Genomic DNA, 13,276 nt, shown 5'->3' with positions numbered 1-13,276 from the left:
TTCATCGTTATTTTCCTGTCTATTTCCAACCCTCACACAAGTAAATCACCAAATGTCTTATATACTTTGAAATAAAAAACTTTGAAATAAAAATGTAACACAAAACACCTAACTTTCTTTTTTATTACTGATAGTTATGTTGGCTTGGTGTGAAATAAACCACGAGTTGCATATATATTACCGACTATTATCTTACAGAGAATCGGTCGTTATGACCGATCGCCACTGAATGTATCATCCCGGTTTGCATGAAAGGTCTGATTGTATGAGTGCTGAGAAGTTATATATTGAAAAAGAATTAAGCTGGTTATCTTTTAATGAACGGGTTCTTCAGGAAGCTGCGGATAAATCAGTACCACTCATTGAACGGATTCGTTTTCTGGGCATTTTTTCCAACAATTTGGATGAATTCTATAAAGTGCGCTTTGCCGATGTAAAACGGCGAATTCTGATTGACCGGGAGCATGGCGGCAATAGTACATACAAGCACTTGCTCTCCAAAATGCAAAGCAAGGCACTCAAACTCAATCTGGAATTCGAAGAACTGTATAATGAGCTGATTAAGGAAATGGCTCGCCGGCGAATTTTTTTAGTCAATGAAACTCAGCTGGATGAATTTCAGGGGAAATGGGTCAGAAAATATTTTAAAAATGAAGTGATTCAGCACATCACGCCTTGGCTGCTCAATGAAGAAGCGGACATGCTGCAATTTCTCAAAGATGAATACGCTTATATTGCCGTCGAGCTGAAAACCAATGAACAGACTCACTATGCGCTGATTGAAATTCCGACCAATCATCTGCCCCGGTTTATTATGGTGCCGGAGCAAAAAGGTAAACAGCGCAAAACAATCATGTTACTGGATAATATTATCCGCTATTGTCTGGATGATATTTTCAGAGGGTTCTTCGAGTATGAGCAACTCAATGGTTATGCAATCAAGATGACCCGGGATGCCGAATATGACCTTAGTCATGAGGTGGAACACAGCCTGCTGGAACAGATGTCGGAAGGTCTCAGCCAACGGTTAACCGCCATGCCGGTACGCTTTGTTTATGAAAATACCATGCCGAAAGAGATGTTGCAGTTTCTGTGCGATAAACTCAAAATTTCCAGTTATGATAGTCTGCTGCCCGGAGGCCGGTATCATAATTTCAGAGATTTTATCTCGTTCCCGAATGTCGGGCGCAACTACTTAGAAAACAAACCGATGCCTCCCATCAAGTGCGCTGACTTTTTGGGTTTCGCCAACAGTTTTGATGCCATCAGAGAACAGGATATTCTGCTCTATTACCCTTACCACACCTTCGAGCATATTACCGAGCTGGTCAGGCAAGCGTCATTTGATCCCAAGGTTCTGAATATCAAAATTAATATCTATCGCGTCGCAAAAGATTCAAAATTGATGCATTCGCTGATCCATGCCGTAATGAATGGTAAGCAAGTGACAGTTGTGGTTGAGCTACAGGCCCGTTTCGATGAAGAGGCGAATATTGAGTGGTCCAGAATCCTGACAGAAGCCGGTGTGCACGTCATTTTTGGCGCCCCGGGGCTCAAGATCCACTCAAAACTGTTATTGATCTCCCGAAAAGAGGAAGAAGAAATCATCCGTTACGCACACATCGGTACCGGTAACTTCCATGAAAAAACCGCTCGAATTTATACTGACTTTTCCCTGTTAACCGCAGATCCGGAAATTACCAACGAAGTGCGCAGTGTATTTGACTACATTGAAAATCCATACCGGCCAGTCAAATTCCACCACTTGATTGTATCGCCCCGGAACTCTCGCTCGCGTCTCAATGAATTGTTGGACAATGAAATTGCAAATGCCAGAGCCAATAAGAAAGCTGCCATTACCTTGAAAGTCAACAATCTGGTTGATCGAGATCTCAATAACAAACTTTACGAAGCCAGTGCTGCCGGGGTTAAGATCAAAATGATCATTCGGGGCATGTGTTCTCTGGTACCGGGCATAGAAGGCATCAGTGACAACATCCAGATCATTAGTATCGTTGATCGGTTTTTGGAGCATCCTCGTGTCATCATTACCCACAATGACGGGGATCCGCTGGTTTATATTTCTTCCGCGGACTGGATGACACGTAATATCGATCACCGGATTGAAGTTGCCACACCCATTCGTGACGAGCGCCTGAAAAAACGGATTATTGACATTATCGACATTCACTTTACTGATACGGTAAAAGCGCGCTGGATAGACAAAGAGATGAGTAACCGATATGTTAACCGGGGTAATCGCAAGAAGATACGTTCTCAGATAGCAATTTACGATTACCTGAAAAATGTCGAAAAACAAACGCGTAAGCAAAAATCAATAGAAGTAAAGTCTCATGAAAACACCCGATGAACCCCGACATATCGCTGCAATTGATTTAGGTTCAAACAGTTTCCACATGGTCGTCGCGCAAGTCATCGATCAAGATCTTCAACTGGTCAGCCGCCATAAACAGCGCGTCCGGCTGGCATCAGGATTGGACGACAATAAAAAGCTCGATGCCGAAGCAATGACCCGCGGGTTGGATTGCCTTGCAATGTTTGCTGAACGCATTCAGGGCTTCGCGCCTGAAAATGTTCGTATCGCGGCAACTCATACCTTACGACAGGCAGCCAATGCTCAGAAGTTCATTGAACGTGCCCGGGCCATTCTGCCCTACCCGATAGAAGTGATTCCCGGTATGGAAGAAGGCCGACTGATTTATCTGGGCGTAGCTCATACCCAACCACAATCGGACTCCATGCTTGTCGTTGATATTGGTGGCGGGAGTACGGAAATGGTGATAGGTCAGGGATTCGAAGCACAGCTCGTCAATAGTCTTCAGATGGGATGTGTCAGTTACAATCAGCGTTTCTTCTCCCAAGGAAAACTCTCCAAAAAGCGGTTTTCCCAAGCATTCGTGGCCGCGCAACAAAAGCTGGAATCGGTCGCCCGGCAGTATCGCAAAAAAGGCTGGCAAAGTGCATTTGGCTCGTCAGGAACCATCAAAGCAGTCCGGGAAGTGTTGATCGGGATTGGTTATGACGATGGCATCATCACAATCGAGCGACTGGAAAACCTGATCGACAAGCTCTGTGAAAAAACACAAATTGAAGACTTAGATATCAAGGGACTCAATGACGAAAGAAAACCAGTATTTGCCGCAGGCGTTGCAATTCTTTATGCCATTTTAAAAGATCTGAATATCAAAGAGATGCATTTTTCACAAGGTGCACTCAGAGAAGGTCTGTTGTATGAAATGGAAGACCGCTTTAAGTGCTCGGATATTCGTCTGAGAACAACAGAGAGTCTCGCTCAGAAACACCGTGTTGATCTGGAGCATGCCGCTAAAATCAAAGGATTAGCACGGCAATTTTTTGAGCAGATCCATCAAGGCGGCGATCTTTCAGCTCAGGAACATGAGTTGGTCGATTTGCTGGAATGGAGTGCGCTGTTACACGAGGTTGGTTTGAGTATTAGCCTGCAAGGATACCACCGTCATTCTGAATATATTCTGCGCTATACCAATATGCCGGGGTTTAACAGCGAGCAACAATTGGTACTCTCAACATTAGCCCGCTTCCAGAGAAAGGCTTTAAAGCTCAACGAAATGCCGGATTTCACTCTCTACAAGAAAAAACAGATCGTCCGGCTGATCCGTATTCTCAGGCTGGCGATCGTTCTGAACGGACAAAGAAGTGATGATTTACTTCCGGAAATATTTCTGACGGCAGATGACAACGTCTGGACGCTCTCCAGCCATGATCCCGAATGGCTGGAGAACAATAAACTGCTTCATGCCGATCTACTCAGCGAGCAACAATACTGGGAAAATATCGGTTGGACATTGAGCTTTTAAAGACTCCGACGGTATATGAAAAACGAAAAACGATGGCAGTATTGAAATGTCATCGTTTTTTGTATCGATTGAATCAACCAGCTCAATTGAATAAACCGACTTTCGCCAGTTCTTGCTCAGCGATTTTTGGCGACACCGGGACATACCCATCTTTAGCGACTAACACCTGCCCTTCCTGAGAAAAAATAAATCGGATGAACGCTTCCTCAACCGGCGAGAGTGGCCGTTCCGGATTCTTATTAATATAGATATAGAGATAGCGTGATAACGGGTAATCTCCGGATAAAATATTATCCCGGCTGGGGAAAGTATAATCGCTTCCCTGTCGGGATATCGGTATCAAACGAACCCCGGAAACCGAATAGCCAATGCCGGAATAACCGATAGCATTCATCGACGAGGCAACCGACTGTACCACAGAAGCTGAACCGGGCTGCTCATTGACTCTCGGGCTGAAATCGCCGCCACACAGGGCGTGATTTTTAAAATAGCCGTAAGTCCCTGACACCGAATTACGGCCAAATAACTGAATCGCGCGTCGCGCCCAGCTCGCCTGTATGCCTAACTGTGACCAGCGCGTCAGATGCTGAGTCTCCCCGCATCGCAGCGTGGTCGAAAACATCGCGTCGATCTGCTCAAAGCTGAGCCCCTGAATGGGGTTGTCCTGCCGGACAAAAATACCGATGGCATCAATCGCCACACGTAAAGCCGTTGGTTGATAACCATATGCTTGTTCGAATGCGCTGACTTCCCGGTGCCTCATCACACGACTCATCGGCCCTAATTGTGCCGTTCCCTGAGTCAATGCCGGCGGTGCCGTCGAAGAGCCGGACGCCTGAACTTGGATATTGATATTCGGATAGTAAGCCTGAAAAGCTTCCACCCACAAAGACATGACACCGGCCAGTGTATCGGACCCCACAGACAACAGACTGCCGGAGACACCAACCTGCTTGTGGTACTGAGGCAACGACTCGGGTAATGCTGCGGCTTGAAGCGACCAACCACTCCACCAACAGATCATAAAACCCCATAACCAGCGTTTGAACTGACTCATGACTGAACAACCAGACGTTTGGGTAATACAAAAGAGAACCGGCTTCCGACACCAACTTCACTATGGATATCAAGATGTGAGTCATGGTGAGAGAGCGCATGTTTCACGATTGCCAGCCCGAGCCCGCTGCCACCGGTATCACGGGAACGTGCTTTATCAACCCGGTAAAACCGTTCCGTCAGACGATGTAAGTGCTGCGGAGCAATTCCTTCCCCTGAATCTTCAACTTCCAGGCATGCGCCCTGATAACTGCTATACCAGCGCACACGAATCTCTGCCTTGGGCGGGGTGTATTTCACCGCATTATAAACCAGATTAGAGACCGCGCTTCTGAGCTGATCTTCATCCCCCAAAACTTTCAGGGTTTGATCCACTTCAAAATGTAACTGATGCTGATTGTCGCCGCTAAGACTCATCGCCTCTTTTTCGAGAACCTTGAGCATCGCCGGAATATCAACCACCTCATCCAGCTCATGCATCGGTGCCGCTTCGATCTTCGATAACGTCAGTAACTGATTGACCAAACTGTTCATCCGGCTCAACTGCTCAGTCATGACCTGATGCGCCTTCTCCCACATCGGGCCGCCCAGCATATCCGGGTCTTCAGTCATCTCCAGATACCCTTGGAGAACGGTCATTGGCGTCCGTAGCTCATGGGAGACATTGGCAAAAAAGTTTCTCCGCATACCTTCCAGCTGTTTCAACTGAGTCACATCGCGCACCACCAATAAATGCTCGCCTTTAGTGTAAGGCACGATTCGCAACTCCAACATGCGATCAACATTCAGCGGTGAGTGAATTTCCAGTGGTTCGGTAAAATCATTCTTTTCAAGATATTTAATAAAATCGGGAGCCCGCAAAAGATTGGATATTGGCTGACCTTCATCCTCCGGCCAACGAAACCCCAGCAGGTTCTGAGCCAGACGGTTACACCAGACGATATTCCCTTCATCACGAAAAACGACCACACCATCAGGCAACGATTCGGCACCATTGCGAAAACGGCGGATCAGGTTGGTCAACTCTTTGCGTTTTTTACGCTGATGCTGTTGCAGGTGATAGATGCCGTTAAACAGATATTCCCACTGCCCTTTGCCGGATGGCGGCCCTAAACGACGCTCATCCCACAGCCAGGCAGAAAGACGGACTTGATTTCCCAGATGCCAGAGTAGTTGAATGGCAGTTGCGATCAGTAGCAACCAAGGCATGTAGCCAAAGATCCAACCGACAAGTAACCAAGGACAGTAAAAAAAAGCCAGCCCCCAAGCCAGCCTTTTCCAAGTTAGACGTTCGACCATCTCACTCCTCTACAATTCTTCAACCGAGCAATCATCAGTTATGCTTTCGTTGAAAAACGATATCCGGCACCGCGAACCGTCTGCACTAATTTATCGTGTCCGGCATCTTCCAGTGCTTTTCTCAAGCGACGAATATGAACATCCACCGTCCGGTCTTCGACATAAACATTCGTTCCCCAGACATTATTCAATAACTGTTCACGGCTATAGACCCGCTCTTGATGTGTCATGAAGAAATGCAGTAGCTTAAATTCTGTCGGCCCCATGTCCAGCGCTTTGTCATTGGCCGTCACCCGATGAGATACCGGATCAAGCTTGAGCCCCTGTACATCAATCACATCTTCCAATGCTGTCGGAGTGACGCGACGAATCACCGCTTTGAGCCGGGCGACTAACTCTTTCGGAGAAAAGGGTTTGGTAATGTAATCATCAGCACCGACTTCGAGCCCCCGGACTTTATCTTCTTCTTCACCGCGGGCCGTCAACATTACGACCGGAATATTTCGAGTCAACTCTTCTCGTTTCATATGCTTGATAAAATTAATGCCACTTCCTCCGGGAAGCATCCAATCAAGTAAAACAAGATCAGGGAAAGGTTCTGCGAGTTTGTTAATTGCGGTCTCATAATCTTCAGCTTCAACCGCCTGATAACCTTTTTGTTCAAGCACAAAGCATAACATTTCGCGAATGGGTGCTTCGTCCTCAACCACAAGAATCCTTCTGGACATATCCGATTAGCCTTTGTTTGTTTTTCTATCAACGCTCTGCATTATTAAAAATAATTATGACACTTTTGTGACCTTTGAAAACAAATTTTCACATAACTTTCGTCGCAAGTTCACAGATAAGTGCTGTGCCGCGACACCTTCCTCATTGATGTTTATCGAAAATATTTATGTCGTCACAACAGGGGCACCGCATTCCAAAAGTTAACCAGTGCCAGAGATTGCAAATCGACTGAGACATTTATCGGCTTTTCGCCTATGATGTTTGCCCTTGATTATGGGACAAGAGAGACTTTATGTGGTTTAAAAACTGTATGGTTTATCGTGTAAACCGCGATATCCGCTTCAATGCCGATCAACTGGAAAAACAACTTCATGAATTCCGCTTTACACCGTGCGGCAGTCAGGATAAGCAGAAATTCGGCTGGACAAGTGTGATGGGAAAAGATGGTGATATGCTGACCCATGTTTCTGAAGACCGCATCCTTGTATGTGCCAGAAAAGAAGAAAAGCTCTTGCCAGCCTCCGTGATTCAAGATTCTCTTGCGAGTAAGGTAGAAACGCTGGAAGCGGAAGAAGGCCGCCCCATCAAAAAGAAAGAAAAAGATACGCTCAAAGAAGATATCATCATTGACCTGCTCCCCCGTGCGTTTAGCAAAAGCCAATATACCTATTTGTTGATTTTGCCTTCACTGGGGTTAATCGTGGTCGATGCAGGCAGTTATAAAAAAGCCGAAGAGGTGATCGCCTTGCTGCGTAAAACCATGGGCAGTCTGCCGGTGATTCCGGCTATTCCGCAAAATGCTGTCGAAACGACGCTCACCGAGTGGGTTCAGGGCGGAGAGTTACCGGCAGGTTTTCAATTGCAAGATGAAGCCGAACTCAAATCCTTACTGGAAGATGGTGCCGTCGTGCGCTGTAAAAAACAGGATCTGACCAGTGACGAAATTATGAGTCACATCACTGCCAATAAAGTGGTGACCAAGCTGGCACTCAGCTGGCAAGAACGAATCACGTTCGTACTGGCTGACGATGCAAGCCTGAAAAGAGTCCAATACAGCGATGATTTGAAAGATCACAACGAAGATATTCCCCGCGAAGATCGTGCCGCTCGCTTCGATGCGGATTTCTCATTGATGTGCGGTGAGCTCAGTGCTTTTCTGCCGAACCTGTTTGAAGCATTAGGTGGCTTGCCTGAAGCCGAGTAACACTGATTTGACTCACACTTCATGATTGAAAAGCCAGAAGTTGGTTCCCCGACTTCTGGCTTTGATTTTTCCGACACTATCCATGCGGTCATGTCACCATTTTCAATCACCTCGCGTTCCTCCGGAATTTACCGCGAAATCCTCGAAACAAAGCTAGGATCACAACTTGTTTTGACGTAAAATTCGCCCCCTCCGATACCATCAGGTGGTATCGGCCTGACTTGTGATCAGATTTGGAATAGAAGCAATGACAACAGAAAAAACATTCGTACCAGAACTCCTTTCCCCGGCTGGTAGCCTCAAAAATATGCGTTACGCGTTTGCATATGGTGCCGATGCGGTCTATGCAGGGCAGCCACGATACAGCCTGCGGGTTCGTAACAATGAATTTAATCATGAAAACCTGAAAATCGGCATCGATGAAGCCCATGCTCAGGGCAAGCAGTTTTATGTGGTGTGTAATATTCAGCCGCACAACTCAAAGCTGAAGACGTTTATCCGCGACTTGAAACCCGTCATCGATATGGGGCCGGACGCGCTGATTATGTCAGATCCGGGGCTGATGATGATGGTCCGGGAAGCTTTCCCTGAAATGCCAATTCACTTATCGGTTCAGGCAAATGCCGTTAACTGGGCAACCGTTAAGTTCTGGTCGATGCACGGCGTCACTCGGGTGATTCTCTCCCGTGAACTTTCGCTGGAAGAGATTGAAGAAATCAGGGAAAAATGTCCGGATACTGAGATCGAGATCTTTGTTCACGGTGCACTTTGTATGGCGTATTCCGGCCGTTGCCTCCTGTCCGGATACATCAACAAACGCGATCCGAATCAGGGAACATGTACCAATGCCTGTCGTTGGGAATACAAAGTCGAAAAAGGTACGGAAGACGAAGCCGGCCAAATTGTCGAGCAATTTGATCCCAATGCACCACAAGCCATCGAAGTGAAAAATGAGCGCCCTGAAACCACTATTGGTGCCGGCAAACCGACTGACGATGTGGTGTTACTGTCTGAGAGCCACCGCCCGGATGAGAAAATGGCGGCTTTTGAAGATGAGCACGGCACCTATATCATGAACTCAAAAGATCTGCGTGCTGTCCAGCATGTTGAGCGCCTCACCAAAATGGGCGTTCATTCCCTGAAGATCGAAGGCCGGACAAAGTCATTCTATTATTGTGCCCGGACGGCTCAGGTGTATCGTAAAGCGATCGATGACGCTGTCGCAGGCAAGCCTTTTGATGAAACACTCATGGGAACTCTGGAGAGTCTGGCTCACCGGGGCTATACCGAAGGTTTCTTGCGTCGTCATACCCATGATGCTTACCAAAATTATGACTATGGATATTCAGTATCGGATAGTCAGCAGTTTGTGGGTGAGTTCACCGGTAAACGTCGTGGTGACTTGGTTGAGGTTGAGGTGAAAAACAAGTTCTGTCTGGGTGACAGTCTGGAACTGATGACACCACGAGGGAATATTGTGTTCACGCTCGAAGCGATGGAAAACCGTAAAGGTGAAACCATTGATGACGCGAAAGGAAACGGTCATTTCGTCTATATTCCTGTACCTGAAGACGTCAAACTCGATTATGCATTACTGATGCGCAATCTGAACGTTGGTCAGGATACCCGTAACCCGACAGGCAAGTAATATGGCTCTTTTGATCACCAGTAAATGTACCAATTGCGATATGTGCGAACCTGAGTGTCCGAACAATGCAATTTCATTTGGTGAACATCTTTATGAAATCAATCCGGATCTGTGTACTGAGTGTAAGGGACATTATGATCAGCCGACTTGTCAGTCGGTTTGTCCGATCAGCAATTGCATCATCACCGATCCGAATCATATTGAAACAGAAGATGAACTGCTGGAAAAATTTGTCATTATTCAAGGGCTGACCTGATAATTCAGCCTACTATCTTTGTGTGGAATGACACTTTGTGTGAAATGACAGCCATCAGCTTGTTCACGAAAAAGCCCAATTTTAAATTGTAATGCCGCTCGCTTAACAGCGAGCGACTCTTTTCTTATAGGGATAACGAGGGGCTTTGTAGAGTACCTGTCTTGGTATCGGTTTGCGTTTTCTCTTCTCTGGTAAGATGAACCGTTTGCCATTCTCTCTCAGGTTTTGAAGTTTCTTTGGTACCGTCCCTGGTGTACGGCCAGAACACCATAAAAACTCATCTTGTATCAGTCTTAGCGCATTGATAAAGCTAATTCTGAGTGGTTCCACACCGTAATACTCTGCCATCCTTTTCATTTCTAAGCGGACAAGATTGTAAGAGATAAAAACTCCCCAGAGCTCTTGATAAATCCCTTCCGCTTTCTGACTTCTAAGAACAGTAGTGTTGTCCAGTTGATTCTGTTTCAGCTCACCGTAGCTTTGCTCAATTTCCCAGCGTTCCCAGTATACTTTGACAATCTCCTTCAATGGATAGGTTTCCGGGCATTCCATTGATGTGATGAAGCCTTTGATTTCTCCTTTTGGCTCAGGAATGAGTACCAAGCGAGCTTGCCAGTTTTGTCCCAGATGAGGATATTCTTTTTGAGCTTGAGGAGAGACTGGCATTTTGATGAGTTTGTCATAGGGAGAGTACTCCTCCAGAACCTCATATCTGAACTTACTCTTGATTGGTGTCAGCCAATGGATATTCTTGCCAGCTCCGCGCCATGATTGGAAAAGCTCCGCTGATAAGAAACCACGATCAAAAAGAGTGAGTGAGTTATCTGGCGCAGAGCCAACAAGTTGCTGAGCGTAAGATATTTCACTATTGGTTATCGGGCCAAAAGCCACATCGGATACCAAATGAGTTCGGGTAGACGTTAATGTGACGGCTAATACAGAAGGGAATGTGGATGTGGCACTTCTATAGCCAAATTGTTGATTATCTTTTGTTTCAGGCACCCTGAATTGAGTTCCGTCTACACTCAAAACCTTCAGCCCACAAACTGAGGTCGCGGTATCTTCTTTTTCCCACTCAGTCGCGGTGGTATGGAATAAGTAACGTAATGGTTCAAAACCGATACGCTGCCTTGCTTTCACAATACTGCTAGTCGCAAGAGGGGGAAGTTCCCCCTTTGAATCAGGAAAGGCCAGTTCAAGCTTATCGCAGACGTCGCTGATAGAGTGGTTTCTCATTAGCCCAATCCCCAACACCAGCCAAACGGCTTGTTCCGCAGGAAATCTTCGTTTTCTAACCGCAGCACGGCCAGTTTGCTTTACTGCTTCACAAATCCATTCAATAGGAATATTTTTCTGAAATGAATCGATTGATTCAGGGTAATGAAATTCAGCTGCGATTTGTAACTCGCGAGAAAATTCAGACATAAAAAACGGCCTCAGAAATTACTCTGAGACCGATTATGAGGCCACTCTAGGATCATTCAAGTTTTCTTAAACGATCGGCATTAAATTTTAAATTGGGCTTTTTTATTGTTTGTCCCGACCTAAAATAGGTTGGCTGCTATTTTTTTGCTAATCCTTTACTGTTCAGGTAATCCCGAATATAAGGTCGTTGCTCTTTACTGAGTTTAGTTGTGACTTGATCGGACCATGCTTGCTGCTTCGTATTGGATGAACGCTGCTGATAATACTTTTCCATCTGCTGGTCATATTCCGTAATCATCGCCAGATCTAGTGGCTGATAGCAGTTCTCATGAACAATCACTTCGGGGCTCAGGCGTGGTTTCAGTTCCGGATCCTGAGCCGGATATCCCAAACACATACCAAACAAAATTGCGGTATATTGCGGTAACCCCAGCAATTCATCGACTTCTTTCGGTGCATTGCGCAATCCACCAATATAAACGCCACCCAAGCCCATCGATTCTGCTGCCAGCAAGCAGTTCTGCGCCATAATCCCGGCATCTATCGCACCAATCAAGGTGAGCTCCGTATGTTCTAACTGAACATCTGGATTCAGCGAAGCATGACGTTGATAATCGATGCAAAACACTAAAAATTCTGCCGCACTGGCAACATAGGATTGATTACCCGCCAGTTCAGCTAAGACTCGTCGCTTCTCCTGATCCGTAACTCGAATGATAGAGACGGTTTGTAACAAACTTGAAGAAGACGCTGCAATCCCAGAAGCAATAATGGTATCCATCTGCTCTGTTGTCAGCGGTCTCTCTTCAAAGGAACGAATCGAGCGATGTCCCCGAATCGTTTCAATAACTGGATTCATTTTAAACTTGTCTCCATTGTATCAATCAATAATGTTGAGCATTATCATAATAATCTTTCTGGGAGAGTGCAGTAAAAATCACAGCGACATCCACTTCTTCTCCTATCACCCCTCGAACCTGTTGCGTAATAATTTGCGCGACCCGATCCTGAGTCTCTTGGCCTCGATCAAACCACAAGACTTCAACAAACGGATAAGCTGGAGCGACCTCACCCTCTTGGAAAAAAGTGGTGTAGATGTATTCGAATGTAAAATCTTCACGGGGAGCATTCATCGGGGACTGTAGCTCATCCACCAATGTTTTAGAAAGGTGTTGAACGGTTTGCGGTTCCACCGCACGAAATCGAAAATGGGGCATACTGACTTCCTCTTTTTCAGCAGATAGTATCATTTTTCCTCATTGCTGTTGAGGGCGTAAGAGAGATTTAACTGTCAGCGTTCTCCCCGATGAACAATTTGGGTGCATTATCTCCTACCGAAGAGACAGAGAAATGAATTGAAGCAATGACAGGACGCTTTCAATGATTATATCGGTACAACGATTGAGCGAGAGATTCAGTTGGCCATTCAATGATTATGCATGTAGCAACTCAATATATAATAAAGATTATGGGTTTCTTTTCACATAGTCCCCAACAGTCTGCACCTGAGATAAAAAGATACCTTGAAAAAATCCATGAGAGCTCTATATCTGATAATGCAATGTTGCATTGTAGTGGTCAACTAAAATTGGCCACGGTTTTAGAGTTTTTCCAATATAGTCGTTCAGACTCATTGGGTGTCAGCCCACCATTATATTGATGGGGCCTAAGTTGGCTGTAATAACCTGTGATGTAACGAGTTATATGCTGTCTTGCTTCGCTAAAACTCCTATAACCCGACACCGGTATCCATTCTGTCTTTAGACTTCTGAAGAACCGCTCCATCGGGCTATTGTCCCAAC

12 protein-coding genes are annotated in these 13,276 nt (G+C 45.9%); 5 read left to right on the top strand and 7 right to left on the bottom strand.

Translation table 11 applies throughout. The features are described from left to right. Window positions 1-265 precede the first annotated feature (265 nt). Both ppk1 and ppx read left to right on the top strand, forming a co-directional pair. A complete protein-coding gene (gene ppk1, locus VR7878_RS12945; RefSeq protein WP_077336512.1) occupies window positions 266-2,371 on the top strand; it encodes a polyphosphate kinase 1 in 2,106 nt (701 codons plus the stop codon). Further along, complete coding sequence (gene ppx, locus VR7878_RS12940) at window positions 2,355-3,857, top strand: exopolyphosphatase (protein WP_077336511.1); 1,503 nt, start codon at window positions 2,355-2,357, stop codon at window positions 3,855-3,857. The genes ppk1 and ppx overlap by 17 nt, the downstream gene beginning before the upstream one ends. An 82-nt stretch (window positions 3,858-3,939) precedes the next feature. Here the strand turns inward: ppx and VR7878_RS12935 are convergent, their stop codons facing one another. The 3 genes from VR7878_RS12935 to phoB are packed head-to-tail and all read right to left on the bottom strand — an operon-like array spanning window position 3,940 to window position 6,940. Then, the gene (locus VR7878_RS12935; protein ID WP_139344088.1) at window positions 3,940-4,881 is read right to left on the bottom strand and encodes a PstS family phosphate ABC transporter substrate-binding protein; all 942 of its coding nucleotides are present in this window, start codon (window positions 4,879-4,881) and stop codon (window positions 3,940-3,942) included. A 29-nt stretch (window positions 4,882-4,910) separates the two neighbouring features. Further along, complete coding sequence (gene phoR, locus VR7878_RS12930; RefSeq protein ID WP_077336509.1) at window positions 4,911-6,212, bottom strand: phosphate regulon sensor histidine kinase PhoR; 1,302 nt, start codon at window positions 6,210-6,212, stop codon at window positions 4,911-4,913. A 38-nt stretch (window positions 6,213-6,250) separates the two neighbouring features. Continuing rightward, the gene (phoB, locus tag VR7878_RS12925) at window positions 6,251-6,940 is read right to left on the bottom strand and encodes a phosphate regulon transcriptional regulator PhoB (RefSeq protein WP_077336508.1); all 690 of its coding nucleotides are present in this window, start codon (window positions 6,938-6,940) and stop codon (window positions 6,251-6,253) included. A gap of 293 nt (window positions 6,941-7,233) precedes the next feature. Here phoB and rdgC point away from each other — a divergent pair, with 293 nt between their 5' ends. The 3 genes from rdgC (at window position 7,234) to VR7878_RS12910 (ending at window position 10,049) form a co-directional block, all read left to right on the top strand. Beyond that, window positions 7,234-8,145, top strand: coding sequence for a recombination-associated protein RdgC (gene rdgC / locus VR7878_RS12920; protein WP_077336507.1), 912 nt, complete (start codon window positions 7,234-7,236; stop codon window positions 8,143-8,145). A gap of 247 nt (window positions 8,146-8,392) precedes the next feature. Next, window positions 8,393-9,793: a prephenate-dependent tRNA uridine(34) hydroxylase TrhP gene (gene trhP / locus VR7878_RS12915; protein WP_077336506.1), complete on the top strand. Its 1,401-nt coding sequence runs from the start codon at window positions 8,393-8,395 to the stop codon at window positions 9,791-9,793. A 1-nt stretch (window position 9,794) separates the two neighbouring features. Further along, window positions 9,795-10,049 carry a YfhL family 4Fe-4S dicluster ferredoxin gene (locus VR7878_RS12910; protein WP_059120062.1) on the top strand — a complete coding sequence of 85 codons (255 nt, stop codon included), beginning with the start codon at window positions 9,795-9,797 and terminating at the stop codon, window positions 10,047-10,049. 102 nt (window positions 10,050-10,151) lie between these two features. Here the strand turns inward: VR7878_RS12910 and VR7878_RS12905 are convergent, their stop codons facing one another. The 4 genes from VR7878_RS12905 to VR7878_RS12890 form a co-directional block, all read right to left on the bottom strand. Further along, on the bottom strand, window positions 10,152-11,474 hold the full coding sequence (locus VR7878_RS12905) for an IS4 family transposase (RefSeq protein WP_077336505.1): 1,323 nt from the start codon (window positions 11,472-11,474) through the stop codon (window positions 10,152-10,154). A 136-nt stretch (window positions 11,475-11,610) separates the two neighbouring features. Beyond that, window positions 11,611-12,333, bottom strand: a complete 723-nt coding sequence (gene nfsA, locus VR7878_RS12900) for an oxygen-insensitive NADPH nitroreductase (protein WP_077336504.1) — start codon at window positions 12,331-12,333, stop codon at window positions 11,611-11,613. Window positions 12,334-12,358: 25 nt separating this feature from the next. Continuing rightward, window positions 12,359-12,691: a DUF1904 domain-containing protein gene (locus VR7878_RS12895; protein ID WP_077336595.1), complete on the bottom strand. Its 333-nt coding sequence runs from the start codon at window positions 12,689-12,691 to the stop codon at window positions 12,359-12,361. A 361-nt stretch (window positions 12,692-13,052) separates the two neighbouring features. Then, the coding region (locus VR7878_RS12890) for an integrase core domain-containing protein (RefSeq protein ID WP_139344086.1) at window positions 13,053-13,276 on the bottom strand (224 nt) is incomplete at its 5' end.

Origin of the sequence: Vibrio ruber DSM 16370, from assembly GCF_900163965.1 — a bacterium.
GTDB classification, from domain to species: Bacteria; Pseudomonadota; Gammaproteobacteria; order Enterobacterales; family Vibrionaceae; genus Vibrio; species Vibrio ruber.
Note: the sequence above shows the minus strand (reverse complement) of the source record. Positions and strands in the feature narration are given on the sequence as shown.